Source organism: Janthinobacterium sp. UMAB-60, assembly GCF_900095235.1.
GTDB lineage: Bacteria > Pseudomonadota > Gammaproteobacteria > Burkholderiales > Burkholderiaceae_D > Janthinobacterium.
This window is the reverse complement of the sequence record NZ_LT607496.1, coordinates 1-22,650: the sequence shown is the minus strand read 5'-3', so window position 1 is coordinate 22,650 and position 22,650 is coordinate 1. Positions and strand designations below refer to the sequence as shown.

The window sequence follows — 22,650 nt, the reverse complement described above, 5'->3', positions numbered from 1 at the left end:
CAAGCTGCACGCGGACTGAGCAGGGTAAATACCTTGGCGGCGCGTACGTCGCGCGCCGCCAATCCGTGTCCAGCGAGCAAGTGATCGTCGGCGGCCAGGCCTTGCGCCAGACGACGAACCGCATCGGCGACGATATCCTGCAGGCGCTCGGCGACCTGTCCGAACTGGACCAGCTGCCTTGCCTGACGACCATCGAGACGCGCCAAGGCAGCGCGGCGCTGGCCGCCTACATCAACCGCAACCCCATCATCAACGAAGTGCAGTGGCAGTCCTCGACGGAGAGCGAATTCGACTTGCGCAACAGCAATGTCAGCCGCCTCGTCGTGCATGGCGCAGGCTTGCGCTCGCTGCGCCTGAACGAGGGTTTGAGCACTCTGATACTGAATGGCGCGCCGTCGTCCGCGCTGCGCATCGACGCCCCGCATGCTGGCCGCTTCCTGCGCCTGCTGTGTTCCGGCGCCCTGGCGCCATTCCACGGTCTCGATCAGCTGGCGCGCCTGTCGCTGAGCGCCATGCCGGCCGTCGATTTCGATGTGGTGGCACAGCGTTTCCCTGCGTTGACTGACTTGACCGTGTGGGGCAAGCCGGGGCTGGCGTCGAACGTGACCAGCATCGCCAGACTGGACCGTTTGCGCTCCTTCACCGCGTATGAACTGTTTGGCTACGGTCCAGATGACTTCCCCGCGCCGGCGCAGTTGCCGGCCTTGTCCAGCCTGTGCCTGACCAGCCTGCCGCTGGACGCGGCCAAGGCCATCAAGGCCAGCTATAAAAAGGCGGCGGCGCTGGGCCTGGACCTGTCGGTGACGCGGCCGCGCAAGCCGGAATGGCTGGCGGAAAACCTGCACAACGCCTTCCGCGACTGGGATGGCCGCGCACATATTTCGGCGGCATATGCCAAAAAGGCCGCGCAGGCGTACAAGAAGCTGTTGGCCACGGCGCGCACGCTTGACGGGGTGAGCGATGCCGAGACTGCGCAAGCCATGGCGCAGGAGATGGTCACTGCCTATGTCAGCGTGTTCAACCAGATCGAGCGGCGTTCCAGCATCATCGAGACGGTGGAGCGCGACGAAATTTATGTGGCGCTGGAGCAGGTACTGACGCAAACGCAGCTGCCGGATGTTGCGCCGCTGTATGCCTTGTTCGACCGCTTGCGCGATTTTTAGTTTTTTTAGTAGCTAGAAAAAAAGTTCTAGACATGAAGTTCTAGAGCGGGTATTCTGGCGGCATGTTAAAAAATACCTCCACTCCCCATCCCACGGCCGCCGAACTGGACTTGCTGCGCATCCTGTGGCGGCGCGGTCCGTCCGATGCTCGCGCCGTGTACGACGCCCTGGCCGAAGAGCGTGCCGACGCCAGCTACGCCACCGTGCTGCGCCAGTTGCAGCTGATGCATGGCAAGGGACTCTTGAGCCGCGACGAAAGCCAGCGGCCGCAGCTGTATGCGGCCGTCGATGCGCAGGAAAAGTTACAGACCAGCTTGCTCAAGGATTTGATCGGCAAGGTGTTTTCCGGTTCCGGCAAGGCGCTGGTGCTGACGGCGCTGCGCGAGCACGTGAGCGACGCGGAGCGCCTGGAAATTGAAAAAATCCTGCGCAGCAAGGATGGCAAGGCGCCATGAACCTGGACATGCGCTTGGGCATAGAGTTGGGCAACTTCGTGCCGGCGCTGGGCTGGGTCTTGCTGTATTTTGTCTGGCAGGGCGTGATCGTCGGCGCCGTCTCCGCTGTCCTGCTCTGGCTGCTGCGCCACGCCAGCGCGCGCTGGCGCTATGCCGTCTGCGCGCTGGCACTGCTGCTGTGCCTGTGCATTCCCACCGTCCATTTGCTGTCTCTGCTGTCCGGCACTTCACTGGCCCAGCTGCCGATGGACGCGCCGCCCGCCTGGCGCGCCGCGCTGCAAGCGTGGATGCCGGCCCTGGTGCTGGCCTGGAGCGCCGGTGTCGGCTTGATGAGCTTGCGCCTGTGCCTGGGCCTGGCCTGGGTCGGCAGGTTGCGCCGCCAGGCAGTGGCCGCGCCCGCCCTCTGGCAGGCGCGCCTCGATGCGCTGGCGCTGCGCATGGGCTTGCACGACAGTCGGCAAGTGCCGCTGAAGCTGCATGGGGGATTGTCCAGTCCCGTCACGGTGGGTTTCTGGCGCCCCGTCATCCTGCTGCCGGCCGCCTTGCTGAGCGGCATGCCCGTCGCCTTGCTCGAAGCGTTGCTGGCGCATGAACTGGCGCACGTGCGGCGCTGGGATTACCTGGTCAACCTGTTGCAAAGCGTGGCCGAGGCGCTGCTGTTTTTTCACCCCGTCGTCTGGTGGCTGTCGGCGCGCATGCGGGTCGAACGGGAACAGGTGGCCGACGCGCTGGCTGCGCAAGCGCTGCAAGACCCGCAGCAGCTGGCCACGGCGCTGCATGCCTTGTCCCTCCACACGGCTGTGCCGCAGCACTCCGGCTTGCTGATGTCGGCCCGCGGCGGGGCGTTGCTGACGCGCATCGAACGCCTGATGGCGCCCGATCGCGACACGGGCGGCTGGAAACTGGCCGTGCCCGCCTTGCTGCTGGCCTGCGCCACCTTGCTGCTGCAGGTGCAGGGCAAGCCCGAGGTGAATGGAGCGACCTTGGCCGAGGCCGCCGCCGCGATGCTGGACTTGCCCGTCAGCGCGAAACACATGCTGGTATTTGACGACAGCACGGGCCAGGTGCTGATGGCGAAAGATGCGGACGCCGTCGTGCCCATCGCCTCGATCACCAAGCTGATGACGGCCATGGTGGTGCTCGACGCGGGCCTGGCCCCCGACGAACAGCTGCGCATCGTGCGCGCCGATGGCGGCTCGTCCCTGCAACGCCACAGCCTGCTGGCCGAGGGCGTGGCCGTGTCGCGCGGCGCGCTGTTGCAACTGGCGCTGCTGCCGTCTGAAAACCGCGCCGCCGCCGCGCTGGCGCGCACCTATCCCGGCGGCAGCGCGGCATTTCATCAGGCATTGCAAGCGAAGATCCGCAGCCTGGGCTTGACGCGCACCACCCTGACGGACCCCGTCGGCAGTTCGCCGGCGAATACGTCCACGGCCAGCGAGGTGGCGAAGATCGTCGCGGCGGCCGCGCGCTATCCCGACATCGCGCGCATCACCAGCCACCCGCAAGCGAGCGTGGCCGTCAATGGCAAGGTCCGCACCTTGCACAACACGAACCCGCTGGTGGGCGGCCAAGGCTGGGACATCTTGCTGTCGAAGACGGGCAGCAGCCACGCGGCGGGCAGCTGCCTGACAATGCGCATGCGCAGCGGCGGCAAGCACGTCACCGTGGTGCTGCTGGACGCCGACGGCGCGCAGCGGCGCTCGCTCGACGCCGGCCACATCCGCGACACCCTGGCCGACAGGACTGGCCCCATGCATTGATACCCCCCCGGGCGCGCCAGTGCGGGCGCCCTTCTTTTTACACTCTGGAGATGAAGATGACACTATTGGCGAAGTTGATGCTGGCTACGGTTGCGACCATGGCGGCAGGCACGGTGCAGGCGAAGACCCCCGCACCGCTGCAGGATAAACCGGTTAATTGCGACAATTGCAAGGAATGGAATGCGCCCGTCAAGCCATTCAATATCTATGGCAATAGCTGGTATGTGGGCACGGCCGGCCTGTCCGCCGTGCTGGTGACGAGCCCGCAGGGCCATATCCTGCTCGACGGTGCGCTGCCGCAATCGGCGCCCCTGATCGTGGAAAACATCAAGGCGCTGGGCTTTCGCATCGAGGATGTGAAATATATCCTCAATTCGCATGCGCACTGGGACCATGCGGGCGGCATCGCCGCGCTGCAGCGGGCCAGCGGCGCCACCGTGGTGGCCAGCGCAGCGGCCGCCCCCGTGCTGCAAAGCGGCACGAATGGCAAGGACGATCCGCAATACCAGGCCGATCCCGTCGTGCATGTGGCGAAAGTGGCCAAGGTCAAGGTGGTGGGCGAGGGCGATACCGTCAAGGTGGGCCCATTGGTATTGACGGCCCACATGACGCCGGGCCACACGCCCGGCGGCACGACGTGGACGTGGACCTCGTGCGAGGACGCGCGCTGCCTGAACGTGGCGTACGCGGACAGCCTGAACCCGTATGCGAGCGGCGATTTTACATACACTGGCAAAGGCGCGGGCAAAGACAGGACACCCGATATTTCGGCCTCGTTCGAAGCGAGCATCGCCAAGGTGGCTGCCTTGCCGTGCGACATCATCATCCCCGTGCATCCGGGCACGACGGATGTGCTGGGCAAGGCCGCCAGGCGCAGCGCCACAAGCAATCCCCTGATCGACGCGAATGCCTGCCGCGCCTATGCGGCCGAAGCGGGCGGCTTGCTGGCCAAGCGTCTGGCGAAAGAGCGGGGCGCGGCGCACGCGCCTTAAACGGTTTTACTCGGCCGCCTGCCGCTGTTTTTGCAGGCGTTTCAGGAACACCGTCATTTCCTTGACGGCTTGCAGGTCGCCTTGCTGCTGGGCCACAGTCACGCCCGTCGTCCAGGCGGCCTGCGCTTCGTCCAGCCGGCCCAGCTGATGCAGGGCCTTGCCCAGCAGTTTCCAGGCGGCGGAATAGCTTTTTTGCTGTTGCGTCGCCTGCGCCAGGTGGATGGCCGCTTGCTCGGCGTCATTGTCTTTCAGGCAGGCATCTCCCAGGCCAAAGCGAAGCAGGGCGCTGTCGCGTCCCTGCGCCAGCAGTTTTTCCAGTTTTTCACGCATTGCCGTCCTCATCTTGATATGCAAGTATATTCTTGCATATTAACGCTTCAGTGCGCGGGAAACAAGCCCGTATTCAGTCCTGCACCTCCACCACCAGCTTGCCGCGCGCGCTGCCGTCCATCTGCGCCATATGCGCCTCGTGTGCCGTGTGCAGAGTAAAGCGGCGCGGATCGAGCCGTACATTTAACTTGCCAGCGTCGATCAGCTTGTTGGCTTCGCGCAGGATGGCGCCATGACGCGCGTGATGCTCACTGCTCAACAGGGGCAGCAGGGTGAACACGCCCGAGTAAGTCGCCGCGCGCGCCGTCAGCGGGCTCAGGGCGAACGTGCCCCAGCCCAGGCAGCTGACGACGTGGCCGCCGTAGATGCGTGCCGCTTTGAAACTGGCGTCCAGGGTGGCGCCGCCCACCGTATCGTAGACGATGTCGAAACCCACGCCACCCGTATGCTCGGCCACGTAGTCATCCACCGTGCTGGTGCGGTAATCGATGAAGCGCGCGCCCAGCGCCTCGATGACAGCGCGGCTGGCGGCGCTGCCCGTGGCATACACTCTGGCGCCAAGGGCGACGGCCAACTGCACGGCCATGTGGCCCACGCCGCCCGCGCCGCCATGCACGAGCACGCTGTCGCCCGCCTGCACGTGGGCGCGGTCGACCAGCCCTTCCCAGGCCGTGATGAAGACGAGGGGCAGGGCGGCCGCTTCGCGCAAACTCAGTCCTGGCGGCACGGGCGCCAGCAGGGCGGCGTCGAAGACGCCGTATTCGGCCAGCGAGCCCTGGACGCCGCCGATGCCGCCCGCCATGCCATACACTGTTGCTCCAACGTGAAAAGTTGTCACGCCATCACCCACGGCCGCCACCGTGCCGGCCATGTCCATGCCGAGGATGGCGGGCAGGCGGGGCCGGGCGTGCGGCGCGGCACCGGCGGTGATTTTCGTGTCGAGCGGATTGACGCCGCTGGCGGCGATGCGCACGAGGACTTGCCCGGGGCCGGGCTGCGGCACGGGCAGGTGCTCAATGCTCATGGGGGCGGCAAAGGTAGTCAGGACGAGGGCTTGCATGGTGTTCTCCGTTGGGTTGATGCGGCCAGTCTAGGCGGCGACGGCACAAAGAAAAACAGGGCGCGGCCCGATGCACTATTTCAGTTTCGTGGATAATCATTGAAAACAGGAGGGAATACATGGACAGGCTGGCAGCAATGCAGGTGTTTTGCGCCGTGGTCGAGGCGGGCGGTTTCAGCAAGGCGGCGCAGCGCCTGGGCATTTCCACGTCTTCCGTGACGAACCAGGTGGCGGCGCTGGAAAAGCATTTCGGCGTGCGCCTCTTGCAGCGCACCACGCGCAGCATGTCGCTGACGGCCGAAGGCCGGCAGTGCCATGCGCAGGCGCGCCAGGTGCTGACCGATATGGCCGCGCTGGAAACGAGCCTGCTGCAGGCGGCAGGGAAACCCTCGGGCAGCCTGCGCGTGGATATGCCCAGCAGCATCAGCCGCAACCTGGTGGCGCCCGCCTTGCCCCGCTTTATCGCCGCCTATCCCGATATTTCCCTGCGCCTGACGGTCAGCGACCGCCTGATCGACATGGTGGAAGAGGGCATCGACGTCATGCTGCGCATCGGCGAACCGCAGGATTCGTCGCTGGTGGCGCGCAGCCTGCTGAGCATGGATTACCTGTGCTGCGCTTCTCCCGCTTTTGTCGCCCGGCATGGCCTGCCGCAATCGCCGCGGGAACTCGATCAATTTGCTTGCCTGCATTTCCTGTATCCGAAAGCGCGCCAGGTGCGGCCCTGGCTGTTCCAGGACGGGGACGCGGGCGAGCCGTATGCCCACACGCCGCCAGCCGCGCTGGCTTTCGACCATATCGAATCGATGATCGCCGCCGCCCAGGCCGGCTGCGGCATCGTGCAGGCGCTGTCCGTCTCCGTGCTGCAGCCGCTGCGCGAGGGGACTCTGGTGCCCGTGCTGCAACCGTTCCGCACGCGGGGACCGGACCTGTGGGCGCTGTTCCACCCACGCCAGCTGCGCGCCGCCAAGGTGCAAGCGTTCGTGGACTTTCTGACGCAGGTTTTTCGGGAAGGTTTTAGTGGGAACTAATTGTCAATTGCAATACAAGACTGGTGCATGGATTTCCTCTCTAGTCAGCAATTCCATGTTTTACCGCCGTCCGCTGATGTCGTCACCGTCAGTGCCGAACGCCGGCATTACCGCCGCCTCTCGGCCACGGGCGCCAGCCACCTGCTGAGCGACGCGCCGCAGCTTTTTATGGCTTATTTACAGTAGAGTCGGTCTATGCTGTGGCTGGATGCCAGGTAATGCCGCGTCTGCCATTCGATGGCCATGCGGTAGGCGCACGGCGGGTCGAGCGCCACGTTGACGGGAAAACCGCCATTGTTGCCCGACAGATGCGGTCCGCCCGCGCCGCCGCGGAACAGATAATTGCTGGGCGGTGGCGGCGGTGTAAAACTGGCGGCCGGCAGCGGTGGCGGCGGGTGCGCGATGCCGTTGTTGTTGGAAATCGTGATATTAAAAAAGCGCAAATGCGGGTGGTCGATCGTGTACAGGATATGCACGAGGCCGCCCGCGATGGGGTTGCAGGCATTGCTGCGCAATTCTTCCAGGTCCAGCGCCACGATGACGGGCGAGTTGTCGAAGACGATGGAATCGAGCCCGTCCGTGGCCACGATGGCCAGGGTGTTGCCGTCGCGCACCTCGAAGCCCAGGCGGTAGCGACGTATCGGTTCGCTTTCGGCCGCCGTCAGGCTGCGGCCCGCGTCGAGGATGGGCAAGCCGCCCGGCAGCTTGGCAGGATGCAGGCTGGTGATGGCGGGCGTATTGACGGTGAGCAAATCGAAGGTGCGCAGGAAGATATTCTGCTGCACGATGACGATGGCCGTCGTGCCATCGCGCATGTCCACAGTGACTTGCTTGCCGTCCACCCGTATCCAGCCGCCCGGTTTCAGATCGCTCGCATCGACGATCACCTGTGCCGAGTCGGCGAGGCCCAGTCCATTCGTATAAAACACATAGCCGACCAGGGTGTCGAGCACTTGCGTCAAAGGCACCAGGCTGGCCGGCGCCACCGTCGGCAAGGCTGTCGGGTCGTCGTTGCCGCCCGGCCAGGACCATTCGCCGATCAGGAAGCGGTATTCGAGCGGATTGGCGGGGATGGCGCTGTTGCGCAGCGGGCAATTGCCTTTCAGAGTGACGCCGCCGGCGAACACATACGATGCGCCGGCGCCGCCCGCATAGCCTTGCGCGGAAAAGCCGGCCAGCGAGGGGAACGGGTGGATGTCGAACACTTCCACCTGCTGCCAGTGGGGCACGCCTTCCACGTCGGGCGGCAAGACGTCTTTCGAGCACAGTTCCACACAGAAACAGTGGCCCACGTTTTCGCGTCCCGGCTGACGGCCGTTCGCTTGCGTTTCCGACAGGATGGTCACGCTGCCCAGCTGCGCCGTGAAATACACGTCGGGGCCGCTGGTGAATTCCACGTTGATGAACGGCGAGAACGGCGTGAGCGTGAAATCCGACGTCAGGTAATCGATGCGGAAGCGCCCCGTGGCATCGGTGACGGCCACGCCCAGCGCATCGTCCTGCAGCCAGTCCGCGTCGAAGGCGCGCACGGTGGCGCCGGCGATCGGCGTGTGGGGCGCATCGCAGGTGCGCAGCCGGCCGCAGATGGTCCAGGCGCCGAAGCGGGCACGCACCAGGCACCAGAAGCGTTGCGGCAGGCAGTAATCCCAGATGGCGAGGAAATCGTTGTCGACCTGGCGCCAGCGGGGCTGGATGGTGGTGATGGAAAATTGCAGCGGCACGGGGTCTTTCGGGCCTGGCTTCAACTGCGGCACGGTGGGGCACAGGATATCGACCTCGACGGCCTCACCCTGGTAATCGCCTTCCAGGGTAAAGCTGTAGTTGCCGTCCTCGTCCGTGCGCGCTTCGGCCAGCAGGAACGGCGCTTTGGCCTGCACTTCCTCGTCAGTGAGGATGGCGAAGGTTTCCTTGGCGCTGGCCACGGCCAGCGCCGTGACGTTTTGCGATTCGCGCGGGCGGTACAGGCGCACGATGACGTGCGACAAGGCTTCAGGGCACTCGGCACAGATCAAGCCGCACAGTTTGCCCCGCAGGATATAGGCCATGATGGTTCTCCAGCTCAGTTGGACAGTTGTACCGCTCAGAATGGCGGCGCTGTTACCAAGTTAGCAAATGAACAGTCTTCGGGCTTGATCCTGCGTAAAGGAGTGGCTATTTGATCAGCGCCAATACCTCGCGGAAGCGTGGGTGCTTGCAGTCACGCAACCATTCAAAGGCCAGCATTTCCACCGTCACCAGATGGGCGCCCAGCTTGTCCAGACGGGCCAGCGCCGCGTCGCGGCTGGTGGCCTGGCGCGAGCCGACGGCATCGATGGCGATGATGACTTCATACTCCAGCTGCAGCAGGCCGATGGCCGTCTGCAGCATGCACACATGGGCTTCGCAACCCGTGACGACGATCTGTTTGCGCCCGGCGGGCAGCATGTCCTGCAAGCCGTCAAAGCAGGCGCCGAAATGCGTCTTGTGCAAGGTCCGTTCGCACAGCGCGGCGATTTCCTCCACGTTCGGCCCCAGTCCCTGGCGGTTCTGTTCCGTGCCCAGCACGGGCACGTCGAGCAGGCGGGCGATCTTCGCCAGGCGCAGGTTTTGCGCCAGCACCAGGCCGGCGTCGTGGATGGCCGGCATCAAACGGCCTTGCAGGTCGACAATGACCAGTACAGCCTGGTTCGCATCCATCAGCATGGCGTTCTCCCTTATTCATATGTGGCGACAGTGTAGCGCGCTCAGCTTGGCCAGCTGGGCACGGCCGTTTCGCCCATCAGGTAGGCGTGATTGAGGTCGATGGCGGCACGCAGGTAATTCCACAGGGCGCTGACGCGGGCGATATTGCGCCGTTCGCTGGGCGAGATCATCCAGAAGGCGCGCAGCAGGTCGATCTCGCCGTCGAGCACGGGCACCAGCTCGTTCGACTGCTGCGCCACGAAGCAGGGCAAAATCGCCAGCGCCTGGCCCGCGCGCGCCGCGTGGTACTGGGCGATCACGCTGGTGCTGCGGAATGCGCGCAGGGAATCGGGCGCCACGTTGTCCATGTAGCGCAGCTCCGAACTGAAGACCAGGTCGTCCACGTAGCCGATGATCGGGTGCCGCGCCAGTTGCGCCACGCTGGTGATCGGCGCGTGGCGCGCCAGATAGCCTGGCGTGGCGTACAACTTCAGGCGGTAGTCGGACAATTTCGTCACCACGTACGGGCCGGACAGGGGCCGCTCGATGGAAATGGCCACGTCCGCCTCACGCTTGGACAGGCTGACGAAACGGGGCACGGCGATCAGGTCCACGCTGATGTGCGGGTATCGTCCGCAAAACTGCGCCAGGTGGGGGGCCAGCACGATGGCACCGAAGCCCTCGGTGGCGCCCAGGCGCACCTGGCCCGACAGCAGCCGGTTGTGTTCGCCCAGTTCCTCGGTGGCGGCAAACACCGTGCTTTCCATGTTTTCCGCGTATTCCATCAGGCGGTGGCCCTCGGGCGTCAGCTGGTAGCCCACGTAATTGCGGTCGAACAGCTGCGTGCCCACCTGTTCCTCGAACTTGCGCATGCGCCGCGACACGGTGGAATGGTCGATGCCCAGCTTTTTCGCCGCATCGACGAGTCCCGCGCTGCGCGTCAGTTCGAGGAAGACCCGTACATTGTCCCAATCGAGCATGGCAATCCCTCTCTGTGCATTTTTGCAAAGGAATTATGCATTAATTTCACTTGAGCGCATATTTTTACACATGCAGAATGCATCTACACATATAAGAAAACCCATCCACCTGGAGACACGCATGAAAAAAACCGTTCTGGCCATGGGCGCGCTGGCGCTCACCCTTTCCTTTGGCGGCGCGCACGCGCAGATTTCCGATGGCGTCGTCAAGATCGGCATCCTGACCGACATGTCCGGCCCGTATTCGGCCATGGGCGGGCGCGGCTCCGTCGTCGCCAGCCAGATGGCCGTCGAGGATTGTCTGAAAGCCGAATGCAAGGGCATGAAGATCGAAATCCTCTCGGCCGACCACTTGAACAAGGCCGACATCGCCGCCTCCAAGGCGCGCGAATGGATAGACCGCGACAAGGTCGACGCCATCGCCGACCTGACCAATTCCTCGGTGGCCCTGTCCGTGCAAAAGCTGATGAAAGAGAAGGGCGGCATCGCCATGTTCAGCGGCCCGGCCACCACGCGCCTGACCAATGAAGATTGCTCGCCGAACGGCTTCCACTGGATGTTCGATACCTATTCGCAGGCGGCCGGCACGGCGGCGGCGCTGACCAAGCTGGGGCAGAAATCGTGGTATTTCGTCACCGTCGATTACGCGTTCGGCCACTCGCTGGAAAAAGATGCCAGCGAAGTCGTCAAGCACAATGGCGGCACGGTGCTGGGCGCCGTGCGCCATCCTCTGAACGCGTCCGATTTCTCGTCCTTCCTGGTGCAGGCGCAAGGCTCGAAGGCACAGGTGATCGGCCTGGCCAACGGCGGCGCCGACGTGGTCTCGGCCATCAAGCAGGCGCGCGAATTCCGTATCGGCAGCGGCAAGGACCAGCGCCTGGCCGCCTTGCTGGTGTTCCTGTCCGACGTGCATGCGCTGGGCCTGGAAACGGCCCAGGGCCTCGTCTACGCGGACGGTTTTTACTGGGATTACGATGAACGCAGCCGCGCGTTTGCCAAGCGCTTCGAGGCGCTCAACAAGGGCGCCAAACCGACCATGGTGCAGGCGGGCGTGTATTCGAGCGTCTACCACTACCTGAAATCGGTGGCGGCGGCGAAGAGCGATGACTCGAAGATCGTCGCCCAGAAGATGCGCGAGCTGCCGATCAAGGATGCCGTCATGAACAACGCCTCGATCCGCCCCGACGGCCGCGTGATCCACGACATGTACCTGGTGCAGGTCAAAACCCCGGCCGAATCGAAAGGCGCGTGGGACTACCTGAAAGTGCTGTCCACCATCCCCGCCGACCAGGCGTTCAAGCCGATGGATGCGGCGGCGTGCAATCTCGTTAAAAAATAATCACGGAGCAAAACATGAACCAAGCCCTCACCCAAATCCCCGCCATCCCCCTGCATATCGGCGGCAAGCATCACGCCTCGACCAGCACCGAATGGCGCGACGTCGTCAACCCGGCCACGCAGGAAATCGTCGCCAGGGTGCCGTTTTCCACGCCGGACGAAGTCAAGCTGGCCGTCGCCACGGCCAAGGAAGCCTTTAAAACCTGGCGGAATACCCCGCTGGCGGCGCGCATGCGCATCATGCTCAAGTACCAGCACCTGATCCGCGAGAACATTGGTGCTTTGGCCGAACTGATCACGCGCGAACACGGCAAGACCCTGCCCGACGCGGAAGGGGAAGTGATGCGGGGCCTGGAAGTGGTGGAGCACGCGTGCTCGATCGCCACCCTGCAGCTGGGCGAGATCGCGGAAAACGCGGCCACCGGCGTCGATGTCTACAATATCTATCAGCCGCTGGGCGTCGGCGCCGGCATCACGGCCTTCAATTTCCCCGTCATGCTGCCGTGCTTCATGTTCCCCATCGCTATCGCCTGCGGCAATACGTTTGTATTGAAACCGTCGGAGCAGGACCCGTCATCGACCATGTATCTGGTCGAACTGATGTACCAGGCGGGCTTGCCGGCCGGCGTGCTGAACGTCGTGCATGGCGGCGCCGACGTCGTCAACATGCTGTGCGACCATCCCGACATCAAGGCCGTGTCCTTCATCGGCTCCACCCATGTGGGCACGCATGTGTACCGCCGCGCCAGCGAATCGGGCAAGCGCGCGCAGTCGATGATGGGCGCGAAAAACCATTGCGTGGTGCTGGCCGACGCCAACAAGGAGCAGGCGATCAATAACCTGATCGGCGCCGCCTTTGGCGCGGCCGGTCAGCGCTGCATGGCCAATTCCGTCGTCGTGCTGGTGGGCGAGGCGCGTTCCTGGCTGCCGGAAATCGTCGCCCGCTCGCAGGCGCTGAAAGTGGGGCCGGGCAGCGACCGCACGGCCGATCTGGGCCCGATGGTCTCCAGGGCCGCCATGCAGCGGGCGGAAAAGCTGATCCAGGCGGGCGTGGACGAGGGCGCGCAGCTGCTGCTCGACGGCCGTGGCCTCAAGGTGGCCGGCTACGAGGGCGGCAACTTCATGGGACCGACGATTTTCTCGCAGGTGGCCGCGTCGAACTCCGTCTACACGCAGGAAATCTTCGGCCCCGCCATGTGCGTGGTCGAAACGGATACGCTGGACCAGGCCATCGCCTTCATCAACGCCAACCCGAACGGCAACGGCACCTCGATCTTCACCTCGTCCGGCTGGGCGGGGCGCAAGTTCCAGAACGAGATCGACGTGGGGCAGGTGGGCATCAACGTGGCCATTCCCGTGCCCGTCGCCTATTTCAGTTTTACCGGTTCGCGCGCCTCGAAACTGGGCGATCTGGGCCCGAACGGCAAGCAAGCCTTGTACTTCTGGACGCAGACCAAGACCGTCACGGCGCGCTGGTTCGCCCCGGACGACGGCGGCAGCGGCGTCAACACCACCATCTCGATGAAATAAGGAGGCGGCGATGAGCACCAATATCGTTTTCATCGGCCTGGGGAACATGGGGCTGCCCATGGCGCAAAACCTCGTGCGGGCCGGCCATGCGGTGACGGGTTTTGACTTGCTGCCGGCCAGCGTGCGGCAGTTTGCCGACGGCGGCGGCCTGGTCTCCGATGACCAGGCGGCGGCGATAGGCCAGGCCGACATCGTCATCACCATGCTGCCGGCCAGCCGCCACGTGCTGGGCGCCTACCTTGGCGACGCAGGCATCCTGGCGCAGGCGCGGCGCGGCACCCTGCTGATCGACTGTTCGACGATTTCCACCGAGGCGGCGCGCCAGGTGGGCCGCGCGGCCGAGGAAAAGGGCATGCCCATGCTGGATGCGCCCGTGTCGGGCGGCACGGCGGGCGCCACCAACGGCACCTTGACCTTCATGGTGGGCGGCGAAGAAGCGGCGCTGGCGGCGGCGCGGCCCTACCTGGACGTCATGGGCAAGGCGATTTTCCATGCGGGCGGCGCGGGTTGCGGCCAGACGGTCAAGATCTGCAACAACATGCTGCTGGGGATTTTGATGATCGGCACCAGCGAAGCGATACGCCTGGGCGTGGCCAATGGCCTCGATCCAAAAGTGGTGTCGGACGTGATGGCGCAAAGCTCGGGCCGCAACTGGACCCTGGAGGTGTACAACCCGTGTCCGGGCGTGGCCGAGAACGTGCCCGCGTCGCGCGGCTACACGGGCGGCTTCGGCGTCGACCTGATGCTCAAAGACCTGGGCCTGGCCATGGAAAGCGCCGAGGCGTCGGGCGCCAGCGTACCGCTGGGCGCCCTGGCGCGCACGCTGTATGACATGCACAGCAAGGCAGGATCGGGCGGGCTCGATTTCTCCAGCATCTACCGGCTGCAGGATACGCCGGCATAAGGCAGCGGTCGTGGCGATGGCGCTCCTGCGGGAGCGCTTTTTTTTTGTTGATCGTCATGCAAACGTGCATGCTGTCAGGAGGGTAAGAATATACAATCAGCAACTTGATTGGATACAAGTTCGATGCACGATGCATGCCGCCGATACGGACGCCGATTGCGAAAAGAAAACACGCCCGGCAAGGGCCTTGATGAACAGGAAAGACGGATCACCCGATGTTTAAAAAAATACTGGCACTGGCGCAGGGCGTAGTGGGTCTGGCAGGCCTGGATGAGCATGCGCAGTTGAAGAAGGGCTTGCGCGGTCTGGCGCAGATCTCGCCTGCGCTGTGGGAGCGCGCCTGCGAGTTTGTCTGCGAAGGGCGCGAGGAAGGCGTGCTGCTCGATGTGCAGGCGGCGGCGCCGCGCGGCGGCACCTTGCTGGGCAAGCCCGGGCGCCTGTACTCGCATTTTTATACCCATAACCTGGGTAACAAGGATGGCGCGCTGGCCAATGAAAGCCTGCGCCACCGGCACCAGTTCTACGCCCAATCCGACGCGGCGACGCTGGACGCGGCGCTGCTGGTGCGCTTGGGCAAGCTGCTGCAGGCCGCCGACGGGGGCGATACGCTGGAACGCACGGGCGCCCCAGTGCCGCAGTGGCTCGATTACCTGCTCAGCGATGCGTTGTTCGCCAGTTTTTCCGAGACCCGCGCGCAGGCGACCACGGTCAACCGGCGTGGCTGGGACGTGGCGCTGCTGGCGCGCCTGCTGGCTGCCGATGGCGAGGCGGAAGAGGGCGCGCTGCAACTGGTGTTCGAGCGGCGCGAATTGAACGAATACGTGCGCGATAACTGCCTGCAGCGCTTGCTGGCGTCTGGCGCGCTCGACGCTTACATGCTCGCGCATGCCGCGCAGGTGGAGCAATTGCCGGCGCTGCTGTCGGCCAGCGGCAAGGCGCAGCTGGCCAGGCGCGTGGGCGCCGCGCCGGCGCTGGCCGACGCCTATGCCGCCATCCTGGTGCGCCTGGCCGTCGATGGCGGCAAGAGCGTGCGCATCGAAGCGGCTCCGCATCTGGCCGCCATTCCCGTGGAACGCAGGGCCGTCTTGCTGCAGCAGTGCCTGTTGACGGGCAAGACGGAAGAGCGCGTGCAGGCGGCCGAGCTGCTGGGCCGCAGCCTGGGGCCGCGGCAGGGTGCGCTGCTGGAACAGGCGCTGGCGCAGGAGACGAGCAAACCGGTGCAGGCGGCCATCCGCAATGCCCTGTCGTGGCTGGGCGCGGCCAGCGATGCGGGCGCGGCGGAACTGCCCGTGCCGCCGCTGCCGCCCGCGCCGCCGGCGACGCGCCTGGGCGACGCCGCGCTGCAGCTGCTGCAGGCCAATCATGCGGCGCTGCTGGAAAAAAGCCGCGCCGAAGCACGGCGGGAGCGCGAAGACAACCAGCACGCCAAGCACAAGTACGAGTGGCATCAGGAGCGCCTGAAACGCTTTGAGGCGATCAAGCCTGCCTACATGGAAGCGGCCATCCGCGTGTTCAATGGCGAGGCGTCGAAGGGCGAGGCGCAGCTCCTGAAAAACAACATGATGCGCGAACCGGTCCAGTTTCAGGGAAAACTGGCTGCCTTGCCGGATTTTGGCGTGGCGCACATGGCGCGCTGGCTGATGACTTCGCAGCGCAACAGTCTTCACTTCTGGCACGATGACTTTTTCCAGCAATGGCTGGCGCGGCAGGACCTGTCCACCTTCGACCTGCGCCTGCTGGCGCGCGCCATGCGCGAGGCCGGCGACGAGCATGACAGCGTGGCCATGGCCTGCATGGGCAGCAACTGGTGGGGCGCCAAGCCGCAGCAGGTGCTGGCGGCGGACATGGTCTGGCCGCTGTTCGCGGAACGCCCCGAACTGATCGAGCAGGGCCTGGGCTTGCGCGCCGTCGAAAGGCGCCAGGGCGTGGCGCCCGAGCTGGGTCCCACCCTGGAAGTGCTGGCCACCTTTCCCCTGCTGCCGGCGCAATGGCTGCCGCGCGTGATGGAGATCGCGCTGGGCGAGGGCAAGCAGCACCGTGCCAGCGCGCAGCAGGTGCTGGCCAGCCTGCCCGATATCGGCAAGCGCGTGGCCGAGGCGCTGGGATCGGGCAAGCAGGACATGCGCATCGGCGCCGCGCGCTGGCTGGCCGACCTCGATTACCGCGCCGCCGTCCCGGCGCTGTACCAGGCGCTGGACAAGGAGACGCGCGAGACCGTGATCGCCGCGCTGATGACGGCGCTGGAAAAACTGGGCGAGGACCTGAGTCCGCGCCTGTCGCCTGAGATCCTGCTGGCCGCCGCGCGCAAGGGCTTGAAGGGCAAGGCGCCCATCGGCCTGGCCTGGTTCGTCTTCGAGGCGCTGCCCGCCTGCCGCTGGCAGGACGGCACGCCGGTCGACGCCGACATCATCCGCTGGTGGGTGGTACTGGCCTGCAAATTGAAGGAGCCGGGCGGCAACGCCTTGCTGCTGCGCTATCTGGGCCTGCTCGACGAGGCAGGCCGCGCCGCCTTGGGCGAGACGGTGCTGCGCCTGTTCATCACCGAGGATCTGCGCGGCCCGAGCCTGGAAGTGGCGACCGCCGAAGCGCAGGCGCGCGCGCCGCAGGCCTACCAGAGCTACCAGGACCAGGCCAGGCGCTATCCCGAGTATTATGCCGCGCAGGGCAAGATGACCGAAGAGCAGGTGTTCGACCAGATCCGCCGCAACAAGATGGCCGAATACCTGGGCAGCGCCATCGGCGAGAAGGGCATCCTGGCGCTGGCCGCGCATACGCCTGGCCATGTGGCGATCAGCCTGCTGCAAGCGTATATGCGCGACCATTACCCGCGCCGCGCGCAGATCGAAGCGATGCTCGACGGCCTCGCTGACGGCTACGATCCGGCCGTCATCCAGTTATTGCTGGGGATTGCGCGGCGCTACCGCACGGCCTCGGTGCAGGAAAAGGCGCGTCTGCTGGTCGAGCGCATCGCGCAAGGCAAGGGCTGGAGCCACGACCAGCTGGGCGACCGCACCATCCCGACCGGCGGCTTCGACGACAGTGGCCGCCTCGACCTGTCGTATGGCGAGCGGGTCTTCCATGTGACCTTGGGCGGCGCCATGAAGCCGCGCTTGCACAACCCCGACGGCAAGGAGATCAAGGCCTTGCCCGAGCCGCGCCAGGACGAAGCGCCCGAACTGGCCAAGGAAGCCAAACAGCAGCTATCGGTGTGCAAGAAAGAACTCAAGCAAGTCATCACCATGCAGACGGCGCGCCTGTACGAAGCCATGTGCGCGGGACGTGTCTGGCCGGCGCAGGAGTGGCGCGATTACCTGCTCGGCCATCCGATCGCGGGCCGCCTGGTGCAGGCGCTGCTGTGGATCAGGGAGGACGACGCAGGCCGCACCCTGCTGCGCCCCAGCGACGATGGCAGCCTGCTCGACGCGGACGACGAGGAAGTCGCGCTGCCCGAAGGCAGCCGGCTGCGCCTGGCGCACGCCTCGCTGCTGGACGCGCCGCAGATCGCCGCCTGGCAGCGCCATTTCAAGGACTACAAGGTCAAGCCCCTGTTCGAGCAGCTGGCGCATCAATTGCCCGACGCCGCGCTGATGGCGGGCCGGCACATCGCGGACCGCGAAGGCTGGGTGGGCGACACCTTCGGCTTGCGCGGCGCCTTCGGCAAGCACGGCTATCAGCGCGGCCAGGCCGAGGATGGCGGCGTCTTCACCGAGTATCACAAGGATTTCGTCAGCGCCGGCCTGCGCGCGGTGATCGAATTTTCCGGCAGCAGCCTGCCCGAGGAATTGATGGCGGCCGCCCTGAAAACGCTGCAATTCTATCCCTTGCCGCGCTCCTGGCGCGACGAGGCGGTGCCGCTGGCCGACGTGCCGTCCGTGCTGCTGGCCGAAACCTATGCCGATTATCTGGCGGTGTCGAAGGCGTGCGGCGGCTATGATGCGCAATGGGAAAGTAAAATGCCGTGGTGAGCAAAGAGAACAACATGATGACGGAACAACAGAACGATAATCAGGTGGTGCGCCGCAGCGCCGAACAGCGCTACGCCAGCGAGCTGGAACGCCTGAAAGCGGCCGATGCCGATCCGCGCCCGGAGGGCTGGCTGCTGTCGCCGCGCGCGGTGCGCCGCTTCATCCTGGGCGACGCGGCGCTGCAAGTGAGCCGCAAATTCTATGGCGACGATCCGCTGGTCGACCGCGCCATCGTCACCCTGATGGGGCACCAGGGGCTGATGCTGGTGGGCGAGCCGGGTACGGCCAAGTCGCTGCTGTCCGAATTGCTGGCCGCGGCCATCAGCGGCGACTCCGCGCTGGCGATACAGGGCACGGCCGGCACCACTGAAGACCATATCAAGTATTCGTGGAACTATGCCTTGCTGCTGGCCGAAGGGCCGAGCCGGCGCGCACTGGTGCCGTCGCCCTTGTTCCAGGCCATGGAAGCGGGCAAGCTGGTGCGCTTCGAGGAAATCACGCGCTGCGCGCCCGAGATGCAGGACGTGCTCATTTCACTGATGTCGGAAAAGCAGCTGATGATTCCGGAACTGGGCGGCGACGCGCGCGTGCATGCGCGGCGCGGCTTCAATATCATCGCCAGCGCCAACTTGCGCGACCGCGGCGTGCATGAAATGTCGTCGGCGCTGAAACGCCGCTTCAACTTCGAAACCGTCAAGCCGATCCGCGACCATGGCTTCGAAGTCGAACTGGTGATGCAGCAGCTGCGGCGCGAACTCGATGCCATCGGCGCCGCCGTCATCGTCAAGCGCGACGTGGTCGAGCTGCTGGTGACCACGTTCCAGGAACTGCGCGCCGGCCAGACCCGCGAAGGCACGGCCATCAAGACGCCGGAGGCGGTGATGTCGAGCGCCGAGGCGGTCAACCTGGTCTATGCGGCCTCGCTGGAGGCGCTGCATTTCGGCGACGGCACCTTGCGCCCGCGCGAACTGGCCAACCAGTTGCAGGGCGTGGTCCTGAAGGACAATGCCGATGACCTCAAGCGCGTGCGCCATTATTTCGACACGGTGGTGCGCGAACGTGGCCGCCGCGACGATTTGTGGAAAAGCTTCGGCGACGCGGCGCGCCAGCTATGGCTGTAGTGCCGCCGGACTTGTCGCCGGATTTGCCGGCCGGCGTGGCCGCCGCGCGCGCCAGGCTGTTCGGACAGGGCGTGTACTTTGCGCCGGTGCGCCACCACAGCCCGGCGTGTGCGCATGCCTTGCAGGCCATGTTGCGCGAATTGCGCCCGGCCGCCGTACTGATCGAGGGACCGGAAGGTTTTACGGACATGCTGCCCCTGCTGCTGGACGCACGCACGCGCCCGCCCGTGGCGCTGTTGTGCCAGACGCCGGCGGCAGGCGCGGAGGGCATGCGCGCGCAATCGGCGTTTTTCCCGTTTTGCGATTACAGCCCCGAATGGGTGGCGCTGCGCGAGGGGGCGGCCGTGCAGGCGCAGCTGGCCTTCATCGACCTGCCGTGGCAGGCGCGCGCGGGCACGGCCGACGCGCAGCCCGATGCCGAGGCGCGCAGCCTGATGGCCGAGCGCTACCTGGCCCACAGCAGCTATCTGAACGCCCTGGCCGCGCGCGCCGGCTGCCGCGACCAGGATGAACTGTGGGATCACCTGTTCGAGGCGCGCTCGCGCGCGGCGCTGGCGGATTGGCGCAGCGTGTTTGGCGACGTGTTTTCATACTGCGCCATGGCCCGCCTCGATTACGAGCCGGCCGTGCTGGAAGCGGAGGGCAGCCTGCCGCGCGAACGCCACATGGCGGCACATATCGCCCGCTGGCGCAAACAGGTCGATGGCCCCGTCGTGGTGGTCACCGGCGGCTTTCACACCAGCGCGCTGATCGAACTGCTTGACGCCAATCCCGTACCTGCCGCACCTGCCGCCGCTGGCGCCAGCTGGCTGATACGCTACAGCTTTGAGCGGCTCGATGCCCTGAATGGCTATGGCGCCGGCATGCCGGCGCCCGCCTACTACCAGGCCGTCTGGGACGCCCTGCAGTCGCCGGCGCCTGGCGAGCATCAGCTTGCCGTCGCCGTGGACCAGTTGACCAGGCTGGCCCAGGATAGCCGGGCGCGCGGCGTGCAGGAGCGCATTTCCACGGCGCAGGTACAGGCGGCCGTGCTGCAGGCGGCCAGGCTGGCGGCCTTGCGCGGCCATGCGGGGCCAGGCCGCCAGGATGTGCTCGACGCCATGCGCTCCTGCTTCGTCAAGGGCGCCATCGACGATGGCATGCAAGGCCTGTTCGACGACGTGCGGCGCCAGATGACGGGCAGCCGGCTGGGTGACGTGCCGCCATCGGCCGGTTCGCCGCCGCTGGTGCAAGACGCGCGCGCGGCTGCGCATCGCCACGGCTTGCGCCTCGACGACGGCGACAAGCGGCTGGCGCGGCTGGACCTGTACCGCAAGGAGCGCCACCGCCGGCGCAGCCGCTTCTTTCATCTGATGCAGTATCTGGACACGGACCTGGCGCGCTGGCAGGGCGGCCCCGATTTCATGGCCGGCAGCCGGCTGGAACTGCTGTTCGAGGAATGGACGTATGCGTGGACGCCGCTGGTCGAAGCGCGCCTGATCGAATTGGCCGCCGATGGCGCCACCCTGGGCGAGGTGGCGCTGGCGCGGCTGCTGCGCGAAGAGCAGGCGCTGGGCGCCGCGGGCCGGGCCCGTTCGGCCGGCAGCGCCGCGGCCCTGCTGGTGCGTGCCTGCCTGGTGGGCTTGCATGAACGTTTACCCGACCTGTTGTCGCTGTTGTCGCGCCATCTCGATGACGATGCCGATTTTGCCTCCGTCGTCGGCTGCGGCCATGCGCTGGTGACCCTGTGGCGCGCGCGCGAGCCGCTGGGCGTGCGCGAGCATCCGGGCGTGCTGGCGCTGATGCGGCGTGTCTGGCCGGCCGCGCTGTTCCTGCTGCCCGGGCTGGCCGATACGGGCAGGGATGGGGAAGGCGCGCAAGTGGGACAGTTGCTGGCATTGCGCGAATTTGGCCGTGCCGCGCGCAGCGCCTTGCCGGTGCGGGAGGCTGGCCTGGCTTTCGAAGCCGGCGACCTGCACCGGCGCCTGCAGGCCCTGACGGCGACGCGCGCCTGCGCGCCCGGCATCTGCGGCGCTGCCGCCGCGCTGCTGTTCCTCGATGGCGCCTGGGATGAACAGGATTTGTCGCGCTTGCTGGAACAGCGCTTCGGCGCCGGCGCCACGCCGCAGGATGCCGTGCGCTTCCTGTCGGGCCTGATGGCCGCCGCGCCTGAATTGCTGCTGACGCAGCCGGGACTGCGGCGCAGCTTCAATACCCTGGTCGGCAGCTGGGACGAGGCCAGTTTCATTCAGTATTTGCCCGATTTGCGGCTGGCCTTCACTGGCCTGAAGCCGCAGGAGACGAGCGACCTGGCCGAGGCGCTGGCGGTGCTCAACGGCGCCGCGCCGGACGCCTTGCAGGTCGAATTTCACTACGACGTCAGCGAAGACGAGATGCTGGCGGGCGGCCGCCTGAACGCGGCGCTGGCCGCCTGCCTGGAGCGCGATGCGCTGTCTGTCTGGCTGGATCTTTCAACGGAGAAGCCGCATGGCTGAGAATCTGCATCATCAGGAAATGCTGCGCCGCTGGCGCCTGATGCTGGGACGCTACGCGCAGCCGCTGCAAACGGAAGCCTGGTCCGCCAACGATGGCCGGCTCGATGCCAGCCTCGATTATCTGTATGGCCGCGAGTATGAGCGCAAGGGCATGCTGCGCGCCAGCGGTGGCGGTTCGCTGGACCCCAGCCAGCTGCGCGCCATCGACTGGCTGGCACAGACGCGCAAGCTGTTTCCGCAAGACGTGTACGAGCGCGTGCAGGGCCACGCGATCGAGCGCTATGAATTGAGCGGCCTGCTGCGCGACCCGTTTGTCCTGGCCAGCCTGGAGCCGAACCAGGCGCTGGCGCGCGCCCTGATCGGCATGCGCGGGCGGCTCGGCGCGGACATGCATGACGCGGTGCGCGCCGTGATACGGCACGTGGTCGAGGAAATCACCGAGCGCCTGCGCAAGGATTTCGTCAACGCGGTGGTGGGGCGGCGCAACCGCTTTCGCCGCACGCAGATGAAGAGCGCGCAGAACTTCGACTGGCGCGCCACCATTGCCGCCAACCTGAAACACTATGATCTGGCCAGCCGCCGCCTGCTGATGGCGCGGCCCGTTTTCAATGCGCGCGTCAAGCGCAGCCTGCCATGGGACGTCATCCTGTGCGTCGACCAGAGCGCCTCGATGATGGATTCGGTGATCTATGCGGCCGTGGTGGCCGGCATCCTGTCTGGCCTGCCGGCCGTGAATGTGCGGCTGGTGGTGTTCGACACCGGCGTGGTGGACCTGACGCACCTGGCCGCCGACCCGGTCGAGGTGCTGCTGACGGTGCAGCTGGGTGGTGGCACGAATATCGGCCGCGCGGTGCAGTATTGCGAGCAGCTGGTGAGCAATCCGCAG

General features: G+C 65.9%; 18 protein-coding genes. 13 read left to right on the top strand and 5 right to left on the bottom strand.

Translation table 11 applies throughout. The features are described 5' to 3' along the window. From K0F86_RS21605 to bla, 4 genes are all read left to right on the top strand, one after another. On the top strand, nt 1-1,163 hold a 1,163-nt coding region (locus K0F86_RS21605; protein WP_374197312.1), incomplete at its 5' end, for a hypothetical protein. A 62-nt stretch (nt 1,164-1,225) separates the two neighbouring features. Then, entirely contained in the window at nt 1,226-1,618 is a 393-nt protein-coding gene (locus K0F86_RS21600) for a BlaI/MecI/CopY family transcriptional regulator (protein ID WP_071077911.1), read from the top strand. Then, entirely contained in the window at nt 1,615-3,378 is a 1,764-nt protein-coding gene (locus K0F86_RS21595; RefSeq protein ID WP_219136247.1) for a M56 family metallopeptidase, read from the top strand. Before K0F86_RS21600 ends, K0F86_RS21595 begins: the two co-directional genes overlap by 4 nt. A gap of 77 nt (nt 3,379-3,455) precedes the next feature. Continuing rightward, a complete protein-coding gene (gene bla, locus K0F86_RS21590) occupies nt 3,456-4,370 on the top strand; it encodes a subclass B3 metallo-beta-lactamase (RefSeq protein ID WP_257572293.1) in 915 nt (304 codons plus the stop codon). A gap of 6 nt (nt 4,371-4,376) precedes the next feature. Here the strand turns inward: bla and K0F86_RS21585 are convergent, their stop codons facing one another. Continuing rightward, nucleotides 4,377-4,700 carry a tetratricopeptide repeat protein gene (locus K0F86_RS21585; protein WP_219136246.1) on the bottom strand — a complete coding sequence of 108 codons (324 nt, stop codon included), beginning with the start codon at nt 4,698-4,700 and terminating at the stop codon, nt 4,377-4,379. A 73-nt stretch (nt 4,701-4,773) separates the two neighbouring features. After that, nucleotides 4,774-5,760 carry a zinc-dependent alcohol dehydrogenase family protein gene (locus K0F86_RS21580; RefSeq protein WP_219136245.1) on the bottom strand — a complete coding sequence of 329 codons (987 nt, stop codon included), beginning with the start codon at nt 5,758-5,760 and terminating at the stop codon, nt 4,774-4,776. A gap of 119 nt (nt 5,761-5,879) precedes the next feature. On the opposite strand from K0F86_RS21580, the gene K0F86_RS21575 reads away from it, so the two are divergent. Then, nucleotides 5,880-6,791, top strand: a complete 912-nt coding sequence (locus tag K0F86_RS21575; RefSeq protein WP_219136244.1) for a LysR family transcriptional regulator — start codon at nt 5,880-5,882, stop codon at nt 6,789-6,791. Nucleotides 6,792-6,818: 27 nt separating this feature from the next. Continuing rightward, entirely contained in the window at nt 6,819-6,977 is a 159-nt protein-coding gene (locus tag K0F86_RS21570) for a hypothetical protein (protein ID WP_219136243.1), read from the top strand. Here K0F86_RS21570 and K0F86_RS21565 read toward each other — a convergent pair. From K0F86_RS21565 to K0F86_RS21555, 3 genes are all read right to left on the bottom strand, one after another. After that, nucleotides 6,965-8,836 carry a hypothetical protein gene (locus K0F86_RS21565; RefSeq protein WP_219136242.1) on the bottom strand — a complete coding sequence of 624 codons (1,872 nt, stop codon included), beginning with the start codon at nt 8,834-8,836 and terminating at the stop codon, nt 6,965-6,967. The two genes, K0F86_RS21570 and K0F86_RS21565, sit on opposite strands and share 13 nt — an antisense overlap. 106 nt (nt 8,837-8,942) lie before the next feature. Beyond that, nucleotides 8,943-9,473, bottom strand: coding sequence for an isochorismatase family protein (locus tag K0F86_RS21560; protein ID WP_219136241.1), 531 nt, complete (start codon nt 9,471-9,473; stop codon nt 8,943-8,945). Nucleotides 9,474-9,514: 41 nt separating this feature from the next. Continuing rightward, complete coding sequence (locus K0F86_RS21555) at nt 9,515-10,432, bottom strand: LysR family transcriptional regulator (protein ID WP_219136240.1); 918 nt, start codon at nt 10,430-10,432, stop codon at nt 9,515-9,517. A 121-nt stretch (nt 10,433-10,553) separates the two neighbouring features. Here K0F86_RS21555 and K0F86_RS21550 point away from each other — a divergent pair, with 121 nt between their 5' ends. From K0F86_RS21550 to K0F86_RS21520, 7 genes are all read left to right on the top strand, one after another. Next, nucleotides 10,554-11,771 (top strand): ABC transporter substrate-binding protein, encoded by a 1,218-nt coding sequence (locus tag K0F86_RS21550; protein WP_219136239.1) that lies wholly within the window; start codon nt 10,554-10,556, stop codon nt 11,769-11,771. Nucleotides 11,772-11,785: 14 nt separating this feature from the next. Continuing rightward, nucleotides 11,786-13,300 carry a CoA-acylating methylmalonate-semialdehyde dehydrogenase gene (locus K0F86_RS21545; RefSeq protein WP_219136238.1) on the top strand — a complete coding sequence of 505 codons (1,515 nt, stop codon included), beginning with the start codon at nt 11,786-11,788 and terminating at the stop codon, nt 13,298-13,300. A gap of 10 nt (nt 13,301-13,310) precedes the next feature. Next, the gene (mmsB, locus tag K0F86_RS21540; protein WP_219136237.1) at nt 13,311-14,204 is read left to right on the top strand and encodes a 3-hydroxyisobutyrate dehydrogenase; all 894 of its coding nucleotides are present in this window, start codon (nt 13,311-13,313) and stop codon (nt 14,202-14,204) included. A 215-nt stretch (nt 14,205-14,419) separates the two neighbouring features. After that, nucleotides 14,420-18,169, top strand: a complete 3,750-nt coding sequence (locus tag K0F86_RS21535) for a DUF4132 domain-containing protein (protein ID WP_219136236.1) — start codon at nt 14,420-14,422, stop codon at nt 18,167-18,169. Nucleotides 18,170-18,183: 14 nt separating this feature from the next. Next, a complete protein-coding gene (locus tag K0F86_RS21530; RefSeq protein ID WP_219136235.1) occupies nt 18,184-19,290 on the top strand; it encodes an AAA family ATPase in 1,107 nt (368 codons plus the stop codon). Beyond that, nucleotides 19,281-21,764, top strand: a complete 2,484-nt coding sequence (locus K0F86_RS21525) for a DUF5682 family protein (protein ID WP_219136234.1) — start codon at nt 19,281-19,283, stop codon at nt 21,762-21,764. Before K0F86_RS21530 ends, K0F86_RS21525 begins: the two co-directional genes overlap by 10 nt. Continuing rightward, nucleotides 21,757-22,650 (top strand): VWA domain-containing protein (locus K0F86_RS21520; RefSeq protein WP_219136233.1); only part of this gene is annotated, 894 nt, incomplete at its 3' end. The genes K0F86_RS21525 and K0F86_RS21520, both read left to right, overlap by 8 nt.